This is a genomic window from Candidatus Liberibacter asiaticus, assembly GCF_000590865.3.
GTDB lineage: Bacteria > Pseudomonadota > Alphaproteobacteria > Rhizobiales > Rhizobiaceae > Liberibacter > Liberibacter asiaticus.
On record NZ_CP010804.2, the window covers coordinates 312,503 to 328,634 of the forward strand.

Here is a 16,132-nt window from a genome sequence, read left to right on the forward strand (position 1 = left end):
CAGAAAGAATTTTTCAAAATCCATTTTCAATTCAAATACTTAAATTTTGCAATCCACTAACTTTTACACGATCAATATTATGCCCTTCAAGTCGTATAATCTCAAATTTGAGGTTCATCTCCGTAAAAATCTCTTTTTCTTGAGGCAAATGCCCGAGTCTCCACAAAATAAACCCAGCTAAAGTAGAATAGCGATCATCTTCATCTACTAGATTAACACCAAATAACTTTGATGCATAACGCACATCAATCCAACCATCTACCGTTAAAGAACCATCATCCCCTACTGTAATATCAAGCTTCTGATCATCTTCATCGGGAAAATCCCCTGCAATAGCCTCTAAAATATTAGCAGGTGTAATCATCCCTTCCAAAACACCATACTCATCTAAAACCATCACAAAAGTTTGTGAAGATTTACGCAAGCGTTCCATTAATTTCAAAACACTAATGTTTTCATGAACAACCAAAGGCTTTCTAATAGATCTTTTAAAGTTCATAGAACCTTCTTCTAAAAGATCTCTCAATAGATCACGAGCGGACACTATCCCAATAAAACTATCTAAGCTTCCTTGAGCAACAGGAAATCGTGAATGCCCTAATTCAAGAATTTTCCACTGCAAATCTTCATCAACGCAATTCACATCAAGCCATACAATCTCGGTGCGAGGTGTCATAATGGACTTTGCTGGGCGATCCGCAAGAGTTAGAACACTTTGCACCATATCCTTTTCCTGATCTGATATGATGTGCTTTTCATGTTGTGTAGGTAACAAAACATCTGCCTTAACATTAAGCCCTTGTGGTTGTATAGGTTTCCCGCCTAATAAACGCAAAACAGCATCAGCTGTACGCGCCCTCAAACGCGAGGGAGACATAAGCTGTTCGCGATTACGTCTCGCTACCTGATTAAAAAATTCAATAATACCAGAAAAACCAATAGAAGCGTAAAGGTATCCCTTGGGAATATCAAAATGCAATCCTTCAATAATAAGCAAGAAACCAATCATCAATAGGAAACCAAGGCAAAGTATAACAACAGTGGTATGTCGTGAGATATAACGAATCATTGGTTGCGATACTGCCATCATCATTAGCGCAGATACAGCTACAGCAATAGCCATGACAGAAAAATGTTGTACCATACCAATAGCGGTTACAACGCTGTCTAGAGAAAAAACAAGATCTAGAATAACGATTTGTAGAACAATTACTTGCCAAGATACAGGGCTGAAAAATTTATGCTTTTTATCAAAGCCATCCCCTTCTAATCGTTCGTGTAGCTCTATAGTACCCTTGAATAATAGAAAAAAACCACCAAGAATCAATACGATATCGCGCCCAGAAAACGATAGTCCTTTGAGAAAAAACAAGGGTTGCTGCAACATTACTATCCAATAAGACAGCGATGCAAGCAAAGCAATACGAGTTACCATTGCAAAAGTAAGCCCGAAAACTAGTGCTTTCCCCCTTTGCGCAAGAGGCAGTTTTTCCACTAAGAGAGTGATAAATATTAGATTGTCTATACCCAAGACAAGCTCAAGCGCTATAAGAGTAGCAAGACCAATCCACACGTAGTAATCGTATATCCAACTAAAAAACATCAGATCAAACTATAAAGTATCAGATGACAATATAATAAATTCCACATGCCCCCTCAATTTCATCCTCCTTAGACACTCAGACAGGAAAAATCGATCTTTATCAAAATTATACTCGGGAAAATATCTTAAAAAAATATAGCATAATATTTAAATTTTCAAGAAAGAAAAAACACCCTTCGAACAAAGATATCTTTACAATACATACGTTTACTTTAAAATCAAAAAAATGCAATATCTCTTTTTTCACTAGGAACAAAATACCCTATAAAGTTTCTATAGACTGGATAATCTAAATTATTCCTCTTCAAGACTAATCTGACACGGATATTAAAAATCCGTAGAAAGGCAGTATTTATGACATACGTCGTCACTGAAAATTGCATCTTGTGTAAGCATACAGATTGCGTGGAAGTTTGTCCTGTCGATTGTTTTTACGAAGGAGAAAACTTCTTAGCAATCCATCCAGATGAGTGCATAGATTGTGGGGTATGCGAGCCCGAATGCCCCGTTGACGCCATCAAACCTGATACCGAACCAGGATTGGAATTGTGGTTAAAAATAAATTCAGAGTATGCTACTCAGTGGCCTAATATTACAACAAAAAAGGAAAGTCTCCCGAGTGCTGCGAAAATGGATGGTGTTAAACAAAAATATGAAAAGTATTTCTCCCCTAATCCTGGGGGAAAAAATACATAACTTCCTGACATCAATAGATTCGCAAATTTAACTATTATACATTATTTTATATGTCGAAAAAAGTTAATTCTTGATTAGGATATATTTTCTGATATACTCACCCCGTTTTGTAAGGTTTAACAATCTTCCTAGGAATATTCCAATTCTTAAGAGTGTGCGTTTGTTTGAAAAGAAATAATGGCGTCGACCGTTGGATTTATGGTGAGTTATCGAGAATATTGTAAAGGTACCCTTTCATTAGATTCTTGTATTTTTGCAACTCGTTGATCCTTTGGATGTTTGCTTATTGGATATTTGTATGTATAAGGGGGTTTAATGACATTCCAACAGAAAAGAGATGCGATGCGCCAAGGGTTTAGAACTGGAGAACATATTGTTTATCCTGCCCATGGAGTAGGAACTATTACAGAAATCAAAGAACAAGAAGTTGCTGGGATGAAGCTTGAGTTCTTTGTTATTGCATTTGACAAGGACAAGATGTGCCTCAAAGTCCCCGTCGGAAAAGCAATTGATATTGGCATGAGGAAGCTCTCAGAAGCACATTTTGTAGAACGAGCTCTCAAATTAGTACGTGGGAAGGCGCGTGTTAAACGTACGATGTGGTCTCGTCGCGCACAAGAATACGATGCCAAGATTAACTCTGGAGACCTAATTGCTATAGCGGAAGTTGTCCGTGACTTACACCGCACCGATAGCCAACCTGAAAAATCCTATTCTGAACGCCAGCTATATGAATCCGCTCTCAATCGCATGGTCAGAGAAATCGCTGCTGTAAATAGTATCTCTGAACCAGAAGCCATTAATCTCATTGAAGTTAATTTATCTTCAAAAAGCTCTAAAACAGAAAAATCAACAAGCGAAAATCAAGATAAAGCCGCATAGTATTCTATAGAAAACATTAATATTTTCTGTTTTTCCCACAAAAAACCAGGATGGTGAGAATGTTTTTGCGTCATTCCGCTACTGGGATTGAGGAAGTAAGTGTTCTTTAGATACTTTTTTTGGTCCTCTTACTTTATTTAATGTCAGATAAGATCGCGTGGGTTTATAGAAGTAGTATATAATAAAAGAGTTGCATCGTTGATTTTAAAAGGTCATTGTACTATAAAATATTGATGCATATGGTCATTTCAAAACGTATCTTCCTGGGAAGAATGTATATTCCTAGGATTCGTGAATGTTGGATGCGATTATGCAATTGTGTATGTGAGGAAGTAAAAATTCATGGATCAGAAGGAATGCAAACTGAGCGCGGTGATGCGTGACAAAGTTGGTAAGGGCAGTGCTCGTTTATTACGTAAAAATGGTCAGATCCCTGCTATCATTTACGGCAATATGTCGGATCCAAAACCAATCGCGTTGTCAGCAAAAGACATATCTAAAAGATTGTATAGCAAGAATTTTATGACCACCATCTTAACGCTAGATATTGGGAAAGAGTTAGTCCATGTAATTCCCAAAGACTATCAGCTTGATCCAGTGAGCGATATTCTTATCCACGCAGATTTTCTACAGGTATCCGAAGGATCTACCGTCACTGTGCATGTTCCCGTCCGATTCATTAATGAAAATAAATCTCCTGGAATAAAACAAGGAGGAAAACTGAATGTCGTTTGCCATGAAGTTTCCCTGCTTTGCCCAGCAAATAACATTCCCGATTCAATTACCGTCGACCTTAATGACTTGAAGATTGGCGATAGCATACATATGGAAGATATACGCCTTCCCGAAAAAACTTCCTCTATGTCACAACTTAATATTACGATAGCAACCATTGTCGCACCTATATCAGGCTCATAGTTTTAGAATCCTTATCGCTTTTTCGAAAAATATTTTTTATCTCTTTGGTGAATTACTTTTTTCGAAAACCGATCTTTATCTTATAGCAGAGTAATGCTATGTATAATTTTCAAACCGTAAACATTTCTCAGGATTGTAGTAACACTAATTTTTAATATTTTTTTTAGGATTTTCTACTATTCGTAATCCTAATTCACGCAGTTGCTCAACACTTACAGTAGATGGTGACCCCATAAGAAGATCACAAAAATTCTGACTCATCGGGAATAAGGAAACCTCTCGCACATTCTTTGCACCCAAAAGAAGCATCACTATCCGGTCAATGCCTGCTGCTATACCTCCATGTGGAGGCATCCCACATTGAAATGCACGATATAACCCTCCAAAACGATTTTCAACAACCTCTTTGCTGATTCCCACATTAGAAAATGCTTGAAGCATCACTTCAGACATATGATTGCGAATCCCCCCTGAAGCAATTTCAAAACCATTGCACACTAAATCATATTGAAATGCTTTAATAGACAACAGATCATTTCCCTTCAGAGATTCCATCCCTCCCTGTGGCATCGTAAATGGATTATGAGCAAAGTCTATTTTTTTCTCTTCCTCATTCCACTCATAGAAAGGAAAATCCATAATCCAACAGAATTCAAAGCAATTACAATTAATTATTCCCAGCTCTTGTGCAATGTGATTTCGAGCATCAGCAGCAAATGAACAAAATTTTAGAGGATCCCCCGCGATAAAGAAACATGAATCCCCATCTTGCATATCAAGACGCACACGTATAGCCTCTGTATTGACAATATTCAAATGCTTTGCAACAGGACCCATCCCCGCCACATTACCACTTTCATCTAAACGCCAAAAAATATAAGCAAGCCCAGGCTGCCCTTGTGATCGTGCCCACTCATTCATCCGATCACAAAAGGCACGATTTCCACCTCCCCCCTTAGCTGGAATTGCCCAAACTTCATATCCTGGATTAACGGATAAGATCTTAGAAAACACCCGAAATTCAGAATGTACAAAATGCTCTGTCACGTTATGCATAATTATAGGATTACGCAAATCAGGTTTATCTGTACCATATCTACGAATAGCATCATCATAACAAATTCTTAGAAAATTATTACTCACAGTATTTCCATTAGAGAATTCTTCAAAAACTCCACGCAAAACATTTTCCATAGTATTCAAGATATCATCTTGTTCTACAAAACTCATTTCCATATCAAGTTGATAAAATTCCCCCGGAAGTCTATCAGACCTAGGATCTTCATCTCGAAAACAAGGGGCTATTTGAAAATAACGATCAAATCCGGATGCCATCAACAACTGCTTATACTGTTGTGGCGCTTGAGGAAGTGCATAAAAAGAACCTTGATTTACTCTGCTTGGGACAAGAAAATCCCTCGCCCCCTCTGGAGAAGAAGCGGTCAAAATTGGAGTAGAACATTCAATAAAATTCTCCGCAATCATGCGACACCGCATAGAATTGATAATACGAGTTCGCTTCACAATATTCTTATGCAAAGTATCTCGACGTAAATCAAGAAAACGGTATTTGAAACGAATACTTTCGGGGTATTCTCTCTCTCCAAAAACTGGCAGAGGAAGCTCCTCTGCCACAGAAAGAATTTCTATTTTCTGCGCAGACAATTCAATCTGACCAGTTATAATATTAGCATTGATGGTTTCTGCACTTCTGGACATAACCAATCCATCAATACACAAAACCCACTCACTACGTACAGATTTAGCAATCTCAAAACAAGCAGAATCAGGATTAGCGACTACTTGCGTGATACCGTAGTGATCGCGAATATCTAGGAAAATAATACCTCCATGAGGACGTACACGATGTACCCATCCTGATAGACGCACAAAGGAACCAACATCAGAAACTCCGAGATCTCCACAAGAATGAGTGCGATAACGATGCATAATACTAAAAACCTTATAATTCCAGATATTTCCTTAATATTGCGATAATCAATCAACAACATCCGCTCAACAAAATTCTACCTGCAAACTGTAATACAACTTTTATAATATTACAGCAAATAAAAAACTTCCCACACAATACTCTACGATTCGCAGTAAATATTTATAAACAAAAATTAGAACATACATAAAACTTTGATACCTATAATGAGAGCAATTTCTATTAAAATAAACCTCATCATTCAATTTCCTCATACACACATGATACACAAAACCAATATGTCTAGGAGATGGAAATATCAATCCTTCATAAGCATGATTAAATGATAATCAAAAAAGATGTCTATCAAAAAAAAATCATACTCTTTACATCGAAAATATATTTAGAAACATACTCATGCGTACAAATATAAAATGCATAATCGCTTCCTTTGATTTTTTATATTACCATATCTCGATTGCACAAGCTCTTAGAATGAGATCAACACATTGTTTTTCTCTTGTGCATAAAATCTATAAAAGTAGAAAAAAGGTAATAACTGTCTTGAGGGCCTGGAGAGGATTCAGGATGGTATTGCACAGAAAAAACAGGTTGATCAATAAGACGAAAACCACAATTACTACTATCAAACAAAGAAATATGAGTTTCTTCAAGTCCCGCCGGCAGACTGCTAGCATCTATTGCGAAACCGTGATTCATAGATACTATTTCCACTGTTCCATTCGATATATTTTTAACGGGATGATTGACACCATGATGGCCTTGATACATTTTAACGGTTTGAGCTCCGAGCGCTAATCCCAATAACTGATGCCCTAAACAAATTCCAAACATAGGCATTCCTGAATCGACAAGTTTACAAATGATGGGTGAGGAATAAACCGAAGTTACAGCAGGATCTCCAGGACCATTAGAAAGCAACACTCCATCTGGTTGAAGAGACATGATATCTTTATAAGAAGTCTCTGCCCCTACTATTGTTATCCTACATCCTAGCGAAGACAAAACTCTCAAGAGATTACTTCTGATGCCATAATCGATACAAACAACATGATATTTAGCATCGCTTGACTTCAAAAATGAGGTCTCTTCTCCCCATTTCCAAATCTTTTCTGACCAATCTCTTCTTTGGGATACTGTAACATGCTTTGCTAATTCAGCACCTTTTAACCCACTCCAATTCTTCGCACGTTCTTTAAGATCTTCCAAATCAAATTGACCATCTGGATGATGTGCAATAACAGAATTTGAAACCCCATAATCACGTATCCAAACTGTCAAAGCTCTAGTATCTATCCCCGACAAACCGATAATCCCGCAAGATTTTAACCAAGCATCAAAATGCATATTCGCACGATAGTTTGATGGCTCTGTAATCTCAGCTTTAATCACGAGACCCACTGCTCCCTTAAAATTCTTTCTAGATATAGATTCGAAATCTTCACTATTCACGCCCACGTTACCGATATGAGGAAAAGTAAAATTAACTATTTGCCCTAAATAAGATGGATCGGTTAATATCTCCTGATATCCAGTTAAAGATGTATTGAAACAAATTTCAGCTTGAATAGAACCTGTTGCTCCACATCCCATCCCTTCAATAACACTACCATCTGCAAGCACTAGAACTGCAGTAGGTTTTTTTATTGTCCACGGAAGCGTAACAGTCATAGAGTTGATTCCTTTTAATTATCGATAGTAGCATAAGCAGTATAGAAATTATTCCTTGATTCTTTTATCTTATAGACTTAATATGCCTAAATTGCCAAAAGCTAGAATGATAACTCGTTGCCACATGAACAAATATAATTTTAATATCCCCAAGTCAATTTTATCTTTTGAAGGACATGTGAAAAATTCAACCTTTTTAAGATTATAATTTAGAGCTTCAAAAAAATTACAGATTAATGTGAATTGGAATAAACAATCTCGTTTCTCTATTTAAATTTGAATACTATATGAACATCTCTTATATTATTCTAGCTATTGAAAATAAATGCGATAGATTGACGTAACTTAGGAGAATATGATGGAATCTAATAACGATGCAAATTCTTACAAGGGGAAATGTAAAATGGGAAAATGTTGTTATAAATGGATAGCTCCTCTACTGATTCTAATGATTTTGTCTTTGGCAATATGGTTTTACCTCTTTGATGGCTCACATGAAAAGAAGAAAAATATCGTAGGTGAGAATTTCGCCCAAGCTCTTGAGTTATTTAATAGCAATAAGTTGGACGATGCTCGCTCTTCTTTCGAAAAAATATTATCTCAGGATAATAAACTGTATAATCCTTTATCCAATATGTATATCGCATCAATACTCGTGGCTAAAGGCGATACAAAGAATGCTGCTGAAATATTTTTAAAGGTCGCCAATGATGATTTAGCTCCCCTCGCTGTTCGCTATGCAGCCACTCTCCAAGCAGCATCGATCCTTGTTGATACTAGCTCATATGAGGAAATTTCAAAAATATTACAAAAATTAAGCGAGCCTTCTAATCCAATGCATCAATTCGCAAATGAAATTCTTGGAATATCTGCGTTGAAATTTGGGAAAGTGCAAAAGGCAAAAACTATTTTCGAAGAACTAGCAAAAGATAACAATTCACCCTTTGGAATCTCAACTCGTAGCCAAATGATCCTTGCAAATATTATCGCTTCCGATCAAAGAAATAAAAAATGATAAAGAACATATGATCTATACAATAGCCATTGTTGGAGCTCCTAATGTCGGCAAATCAACACTTTTTAATCGTCTTGTTAAAAAGAAAATGGCTGTTGTTGGAAATCATCCAGGAATAACGCGTGATCGTTTATATGGACAAGCGATAATCAATGGAGTTATCTTCAATATCGTTGATACAGCCGGCATAGCAGATGGAAAGAACTGCTCTATTGCCAAGCAAATGAACGATCAAACAGAACTTGCGATTAATGAAGCTCATTTGATTCTTTTTTTAATTGATTCTAAAGCGGGGATTACTCCCTACGATCACGCCATAACAAGTTTTTTGCGCAAAAAAAACATCCCGATTATCATCGTTTCCAATAAGATGGACACGCGGATTGCCCAAAGAAATTTCTATGAAATATATTCCCTTGATTTTAAAGAAATTGTAGAAATTTCTGCTGAACATGACTTGGGAACATCGGAACTCCATAGTGTCATTTTTAAAATATTCAAACAAAAATATCCTAATCATCCGCTTGAGATGATAGAAAACAATAAACGAAATGAAGAATCTCCAAAAGAAAATATTACTAGCGAAGGGAAGAGCTCCGTTAAGAATATTTCCAAACCTTTACGCATCGCAGTAGTAGGAAGACCTAATGTTGGAAAATCTACGCTTATCAATCGACTACTCGGATATAATCGTCTCCTAACAGGATCTCAATCTGGCATTACACGCGATTCAGTCTCTATAAGTTGGAATTGGAAAAATCATCCAATCGAAATCTTTGATACAGCAGGAATGAGAAAACCTTCTCGTATCACTGAGTCATTAGAACAAAAAACAGTAAAGAAAAGTATGCAATCTGTCCGCACATGTGAAACAACAATCGTTCTTCTAGATGCGACAATTCCTTTTGAAAAGCAAGACTTACGTATAGTTGATTCTGTTTTTAATACAGGACATGCAGTTGTACTTGCTCTCAATAAATGGGACATGGTTAGTGATAAATTAAACCTATTACAAGATTTACGTACAAAAGCAATAAAGAATCTACCGCAAATTGGCGATATTTATATCAATACTATTTCTGGACGTACAGGAGAAGGCCTTGATGATCTTATGGTATCTGTATTAGAAATAAATAAATTATGGAAAACTCGTATTACAACTAGCTATCTCAATTCTTGGTTGCAAAAAACTCAGTTGCAAAACCCACCCCCAACAATTTTTAATCGTTATAACCGCTTGAAATACATTACACAAATACAATCATCTCCACCTTCTTTTTTAATATTCTGCACTTTCCCTAACAAAATCCCCGAATCTTATAAAAGATACTTAATCAATAGATTACGTATTAATTTTTCTTTGTCAGGGATTCCAATTCGAATGTGTTTTCAGTCATCTAAAAACCCATATATTAAAAAATAACATAATGAACTTGAGGATCGGAAATATTTTCTTAGTTCACAATAGAAATAATCCCCCATAATTTATATCTATTGTCGCACTATAAAAGGCATTACCTTCAAGGCACTACGTTGAAATTCAATTTTCTACAAACTGCTTGTAAAGTTGCCAAGAAAACCTATACAGGCAATACCACGGCGATAATACCATGATTTGCTGTATATCCTCATCGGGATAGAAATGATCTTGTTTACCTACCACATCCTAAATATATATTTTTAAATTCTTTTAAAAGAAAAAAATCAGAATATGACCAACGTATTTAATTTTTTCCTCGCAACAAACAACTGTAATCTTCATTTAATCTGAATTCTACTGTGCAGTCCATTCACAAAAAGAACGTCGATAAAAATACGACAAAGTCGAATTACATGTAATTCATCAATGTCAAAGAAAAAGATAACTCCCACTATTTTTTAACTCGCGAATACCATTCTATATTTTTATCAAAATAATCAAAGATCTTTTTCTATTCTTATCTTTCACCCCAAAACATCAATATTAAAAGATAAACTATATTAGTACAGTGTTATGAAAATTAAATCTAATAAATCAATACCATTGCCATCATGAAGATGCATGCTTTGCAATTTTAATTCTTCCAAACATCTAATAGAGATAAAAACATTGTTCTCAGCCCAAAATTATTCCTTTATTCAATTGATCAATCACAATAAAAAACATCTTTTAATGAAAATACATATTTGTTTTTTAAAATCGAAACCATATTACTTGAATAGGAATCATTCCTTTAATAATCCATCTGCATAATATTTAAATGGGCTATAAAAACCAGTCGTTATACATTCATGATTCAAAAGCCAATAGCTTTTTTCAAAGGCTCAATTAAATCTAATGCCTCCCACGGGAAAAAACCATCCTGATTCGCACTACGTCCAAAATGACCATAAGCAGAGGTTTGAGCGTATATAGGACGACTGAGATTAAGGTGATCACGTATACCAGAAACAGAAAGATCCATTACTTTATTAATTGCATTGGCAACACAACTCTCGCTGACCTTTCCAGAATCATGAAGATCTACGAAAATTGATAATGGTCTCGATATACCAATAGCATACGAAAGTTGTATAGTACAGCGATCAGCTAATCCTGCAGCAACAATATTTTTAGCCAAGTATCGTGCTGCATAAGCAGCTGCGCGGTCAACTTTCGTAATATCCTTTCCAGAAAAAGCCCCCCCTCCATGCGGAGATGCTCCTCCATAAGTATCTACAATAATTTTCCTACCAGTCAAACCAGCATCACTACATGGACCACCTATAACAAACTTCCCTGCTGGGTTTATATACCAACTGCAATCGGGAGATATTTTTATATCTTCTAAAGCTTTGAGAATGTAAGGCTCTACAACAGAACGTACTTTACCTCTATCCCAAGTCGGATCAAAATGCTGTATAGATAAAACAATCGATTTAACCTCGCATACCTTATTGTCTACATAGCGAATAGTAACCTGGCTTTTAGCATCAGGTCCCAATTTAGATACATCGCCACCACTATTTTTACGAGCATCAGCGAGAGTTCGAAGAATGCGATGTGCATAATAAATAGGAGCAGGCATAAAGTCCGCCGTTTCTCGACAAGCATATCCAAACATAATACCCTGATCACCAGCACCTAGAGTACTACAATCATCGCTGGCATTATCTACTCCATATGCAATATCAGAAGATTGAGAATGCAACAACACTTCAACGTCTACTGTTTCCCAGTGAAATCCTTCCTGTTCATAACCAATAGACCGAATTACTGATCGGACAACTTTTTCGAACTTTTCTTTATCTACAACGTACTGACCTGTGATAGAATCTTTTTTTGAAAGACCATGCGGAAGACGAACTTCCCCCGCAACTATTACCTTATTTTTCGTCACAAGGACTTCACATGCAACCCGGACACTATTTACGTCCATTTTGCTTTCTATAGCCTCACGATACACAAGATCTACAATCTCATCAGATATACGATCACAAATCTTATCGGGATGCCCTTCCGAAACGGATTCACTTGTAAATAGAAAATCTGCACTCATTTTTCACCCCTACAATACTTCTAATAACAAAAAGAACATTCTATAGATATAAAATAATGAGTCTGTACCGTCTATGCAACCCGTTTACTGTTCCACCATACATTCTTCCTCGATAGTTCTATATTTCTTTTCTGAGGATACTATAGACCTTACTAGTTCTATGATTTTTTGGCGAACTTTGACATCATCTATTTGAATAAAATACCGATTAAGCTGCAATCCATCGGGAGTAGAAATAAAATCCATAACATTATTTTCTTCAGATGATATATCTGAACAAACAGTGGGAGAGACATCAAAAAAAAAGGAAATTGGGCTCTCCAGCACTTCAGAAATATGTTGAAGACGACTAGCACCGACCCGATTGACTCCTTTTTCATATTTTTGAACTTGTTGAAATGTTATTCCCAAACACTCACCAAGTTTTTCTTGACTCATACCTAGTATCATTCTACGCAACCGAATGCGCTTGCCAACATTAATATCGACTGGGTTAGGGATTTTTTTATTTCCAACCATAATTTATGACCTTGATTATAAAATATATGTTTTTAAAACAATTGATTTAACACAAAAAAGAAAAATTAGAATAAATAAATGTATATCACGTGAAATTAAAATAGGTATTTAACAATGCACCTCTCTTTTATCGTCAAACTATAACAGCCAAAATCAGTAAAATGAACTCAATAATCCAAAAAACTCTCATCTGGATACTAGAACGGAAACTGTCTCTTACTTTAGGTTGGAAGTGCATGTCAATAGATGCACCCCTATCAGCATACACAGATGAAATAATCTGTCCTCTCTCGTCAAGAAAAGCAGAAACGCCATTATTCGTAGCACGAATTAATGGTAATCCGATTTCTACAGCTTGAATCTGTGCATATCTAAAACTATGATCAGTTCCACTACCCATAAATCCAGAATCATCTATTATATTCAGAATTGCACTAACATTTTCTAAATTATTAATGTCTTGGTGAAATAGCGCATCTGAAAAAAGAAGCGGATATAACCTCAATTTTTCAGACAATCCTAATAATGGAGAAATATCAGAAGAGGAATAATCTAATGGAAACATATAAAAATCAAGATTCAATTTCTTCAAGATATTTCTATAAGGCAAATACTCAGCAAAAGGGACTAAATGTTTTGCATTTGAAGAGGCTAAAATTTCCCCTTTACTATTTATGATATAAATTGATTTATAAAAATGACTTCTCCCATCTACCAACTCTTTCCGCATGGAACCTACAATCAATAGTTGGTTTATCTTGAGAACACTGGCTATTTTCTTGAGAATACTTGGTTGATCTACTATAGAAAAAGGAAAGGGTAAATATGCCCAAACAATAATAACAGGCTCTAATTCTCCTGCAGATACCGGCAATGCTGTTAAAGATAAATATCGCTCTAAAATCTTTTCACGATCTTCTTTTATTGCTGGATTTATACCAGGCTGTACTATGCGTATAACTGGCGATATTTTTTCAAATTTTAGTGAAGATTTCGAATCTTCTGTCAAGATCCACCAACCATATGCAATATGCAATATCAAAAGAGTACTAGATAGGATAATACCTATATTGACATCCCGACGCGTTCCAAACAAAGCAGGTGATGCGAAACAGAAAACGCTCAATGCATTCATCCCAAACAACCCTATCCAATGTACAGACTGCATCATTACAGGTATTGGCATGGCAGCATATCCTATAGCATTCCATGTTCCTATTCCTAAAACACTACGCAACCATTCACAAAATCCAACTGCACATGCAAAAACACATATACGCCCCATCCCTGTAGACCATAATAACGATGCCAAAGAAGTAGCAACTCCGTAAAATATAGCCAAGAGAAAAGAAATCATCACAAAAAAAAGAACAACTCCCCAAAAAGGAAATCTGGAACCAATCTGGTCTACTATTCCCTCTCTGACCCACCAAAGTCCTGCCAAAAAATACCCAACACCAAATAGCCATCCTACAAAAAAAGAAGATCCAACTCTACTGATAGCACTCATTCTACCGAGATTTGACGAAATACCATCCAGTAACCATATTAATAATGTAAAAGATACAAAAGAAGAGAGAAATAAATCGCTCGATGGCATAGAAAAACTACCAATAACACCCGCTAAAATTGCAATAAAACACCGCCTGAATCCTGATAAAAGCATAACTTTTCCAGCTATATTACCCAACTTAAAGGCCTCCTTTATATCAAGCGAATAATAATTTATTTATAAAACAACCCTAATTATCAAGAGTATAATATCGCATAATTAATTTTTAAAATGAACAAGACGTCGAATACGCACACGACGGACACAACGAACATCTGCGTCTAGAATGACAATTTCAAATCCAGGAATTTCTAGAACCACTTCCCCTCTTGCTGGTATCCGATCTAAAACAGAAAAAATAAGTCCTCCTAAACTATCAACATCCTGTTCTCCTTTAAGACAATTACAATCCGTACCTATAATTTTGGCTAATTCTTCTAAATCAGTACGAGCATCAACTATAAACGTGTTATCAGATACAGCTGAAATCATTGATTTTTTGCTATGATGTTCAGACGTAATATCCCTCATCAAAACTGATACTATATCTTCATAAGATACAAGGCCATCTGTCCCACCATGTTCATCTATAACGAGAGCCATACGTATCCGGCTTTCTTGAATGTTCGTTAGTAAATCTGACACTAACATTGAAGAAGGTACAAAAAGGATATTTTTTATTAAATTTGATTCAGACAGTTGTATATTCAAATTAATATTATTGGTCTTAGCATACATATGCGAGATATACGAGATTACATCCCGCATATGCACCATTCCTCTTGGATTATCCAAACTATTCTTGTACACTGGCATCCACGACCTGCCATACTTTTCAAACATCAGCATTGCTTCATAAACCGTCGCTTTATCTTCTACCGCATTGATACTGACACGTGAAATCATGATGTCATCAATCCGAATTTTACGAAAACGCAAGATATTATTAAAAATTTCTTTCTCTGTTTCGGAAAATATTCCTTCTAAAGAGGCATCTATCCGTGGTAATCTGATGCCTTTATGATGACTTAACTTCATTAGCTTCCATGTTTTGCATAATGCCCGTATGGTACGCGTCCAAAAAGCGGGAACAGATGTTTTGGATATAGAAGGCGATAAATCTATACCTTCATTTTTTTCTTTCGGATGTTCGGATGAATTTATTTTAAAATCGCTCATCATTCAAATTTTTTTATAATTTAATCCACTTCATAAGGATCGTTTATCCCAAGATCTTCCAAGATAGACCGTTCCAATCCTTCCATTACACAGGCATCTTTATCATCAACATGATCATATCCTAGAAGATGTAAAAAACCATGTATAATCAAATGCACTAAATGATTCTCGAATTCCTTTCCTAACACATTAGCTTCTATTTCTATTATCTCATAGGCGAGAACAATATCACCTAACATTAGACTTGAACATCCATCAGATGATGCAAAAGCAGTGGGAAAAGACAAAACATTAGTTGGTTTATCAATTCCACGATACTCGAAATTAAGTGTTTCAATTCGATGAGAATCAGTGAATACAAGAGATAATTCAACTATATTCTCTTTTACAAAATATCCCTTAGATATCAGATTAGAAACCGCTTTGGCGAATACTACTTCACATAACGTACGCAAGTGAATTTCATCACCCCACAACGCATTTTCCACAGCTATTTGCAGATCTAACCGAGGAAGATTCACTTTTTTTACGGACAAAAAAATAAATCCTTTCGCCAATACAACGGAGATAATACACACCTATAATTTCAAACGAGTAATTTACAGACAAGGCATATCTCAAATACCAA

At 35.9% G+C, this 16,132-nt stretch carries 13 protein-coding genes; 5 read left to right on the top strand and 8 right to left on the bottom strand.

Annotated features, from left to right (window positions below; all coding sequences use genetic code 11):
- Nucleotides 1–31: 31 nt before the first annotated feature.
- On the bottom strand, nucleotides 32–1,603 hold the full coding sequence (locus tag CD16_RS01445) for a TerC family protein (RefSeq protein WP_012778634.1): 1,572 nt from the start codon (nucleotides 1,601–1,603) through the stop codon (nucleotides 32–34).
- A 354-nt stretch (nucleotides 1,604–1,957) separates the two neighbouring features.
- Here CD16_RS01445 and fdxA point away from each other — a divergent pair, with 354 nt between their 5' ends.
- The 3 genes from fdxA (at nucleotide 1,958) to CD16_RS01460 (ending at nucleotide 4,099) form a co-directional block, all read left to right on the top strand.
- A complete protein-coding gene (fdxA, locus tag CD16_RS01450; RefSeq protein WP_012778635.1) occupies nucleotides 1,958–2,299 on the top strand; it encodes a ferredoxin FdxA in 342 nt (113 codons plus the stop codon).
- Nucleotides 2,300–2,614: 315 nt separating this feature from the next.
- The gene (locus tag CD16_RS01455) at nucleotides 2,615–3,181 is read left to right on the top strand and encodes a CarD family transcriptional regulator (RefSeq protein ID WP_012778636.1); all 567 of its coding nucleotides are present in this window, start codon (nucleotides 2,615–2,617) and stop codon (nucleotides 3,179–3,181) included.
- A 342-nt stretch (nucleotides 3,182–3,523) separates the two neighbouring features.
- Nucleotides 3,524–4,099 (top strand): 50S ribosomal protein L25/general stress protein Ctc, encoded by a 576-nt coding sequence (locus tag CD16_RS01460; RefSeq protein WP_012778637.1) that lies wholly within the window; start codon nucleotides 3,524–3,526, stop codon nucleotides 4,097–4,099.
- A gap of 144 nt (nucleotides 4,100–4,243) precedes the next feature.
- Here the strand turns inward: CD16_RS01460 and aspS are convergent, their stop codons facing one another.
- Both aspS and carA read right to left on the bottom strand, forming a co-directional pair.
- Nucleotides 4,244–6,049: an aspartate--tRNA ligase gene (aspS, locus tag CD16_RS01465; protein ID WP_015452353.1), complete on the bottom strand. Its 1,806-nt coding sequence runs from the start codon at nucleotides 6,047–6,049 to the stop codon at nucleotides 4,244–4,246.
- A 481-nt stretch (nucleotides 6,050–6,530) separates the two neighbouring features.
- Nucleotides 6,531–7,721: a glutamine-hydrolyzing carbamoyl-phosphate synthase small subunit gene (carA, locus tag CD16_RS01470; RefSeq protein ID WP_012778639.1), complete on the bottom strand. Its 1,191-nt coding sequence runs from the start codon at nucleotides 7,719–7,721 to the stop codon at nucleotides 6,531–6,533.
- 403 nt (nucleotides 7,722–8,124) lie between these two features.
- On the opposite strand from carA, the gene CD16_RS01475 reads away from it, so the two are divergent.
- Nucleotides 8,125–8,736 carry a tetratricopeptide repeat protein gene (locus CD16_RS01475; RefSeq protein ID WP_238556180.1) on the top strand — a complete coding sequence of 204 codons (612 nt, stop codon included), beginning with the start codon at nucleotides 8,125–8,127 and terminating at the stop codon, nucleotides 8,734–8,736.
- A 10-nt stretch (nucleotides 8,737–8,746) separates the two neighbouring features.
- Entirely contained in the window at nucleotides 8,747–10,159 is a 1,413-nt protein-coding gene (der, locus tag CD16_RS01480) for a ribosome biogenesis GTPase Der (RefSeq protein WP_012778641.1), read from the top strand.
- A gap of 853 nt (nucleotides 10,160–11,012) precedes the next feature.
- Here der and metK read toward each other — a convergent pair.
- The 5 genes from metK to ybeY all read right to left on the bottom strand — a co-directional run bounded on the left by metK (nucleotide 11,013) and on the right by ybeY (nucleotide 16,040).
- Nucleotides 11,013–12,254 (bottom strand): methionine adenosyltransferase, encoded by a 1,242-nt coding sequence (gene metK, locus CD16_RS01485; protein ID WP_012778642.1) that lies wholly within the window; start codon nucleotides 12,252–12,254, stop codon nucleotides 11,013–11,015.
- An 84-nt stretch (nucleotides 12,255–12,338) separates the two neighbouring features.
- Complete coding sequence (locus CD16_RS01490; protein ID WP_012778643.1) at nucleotides 12,339–12,773, bottom strand: helix-turn-helix domain-containing protein; 435 nt, start codon at nucleotides 12,771–12,773, stop codon at nucleotides 12,339–12,341.
- Between the two features lie 133 nt (nucleotides 12,774–12,906).
- Nucleotides 12,907–14,463: an apolipoprotein N-acyltransferase gene (gene lnt / locus CD16_RS01495; RefSeq protein ID WP_012778644.1), complete on the bottom strand. Its 1,557-nt coding sequence runs from the start codon at nucleotides 14,461–14,463 to the stop codon at nucleotides 12,907–12,909.
- Nucleotides 14,464–14,544: 81 nt separating this feature from the next.
- Nucleotides 14,545–15,507, bottom strand: a complete 963-nt coding sequence (locus CD16_RS01500; protein ID WP_012778645.1) for a transporter associated domain-containing protein — start codon at nucleotides 15,505–15,507, stop codon at nucleotides 14,545–14,547.
- Nucleotides 15,508–15,524: 17 nt separating this feature from the next.
- Nucleotides 15,525–16,040 (bottom strand): rRNA maturation RNase YbeY, encoded by a 516-nt coding sequence (gene ybeY / locus CD16_RS01505; protein ID WP_012778646.1) that lies wholly within the window; start codon nucleotides 16,038–16,040, stop codon nucleotides 15,525–15,527.
- Nucleotides 16,041–16,132: the final 92 nt, after the last annotated feature.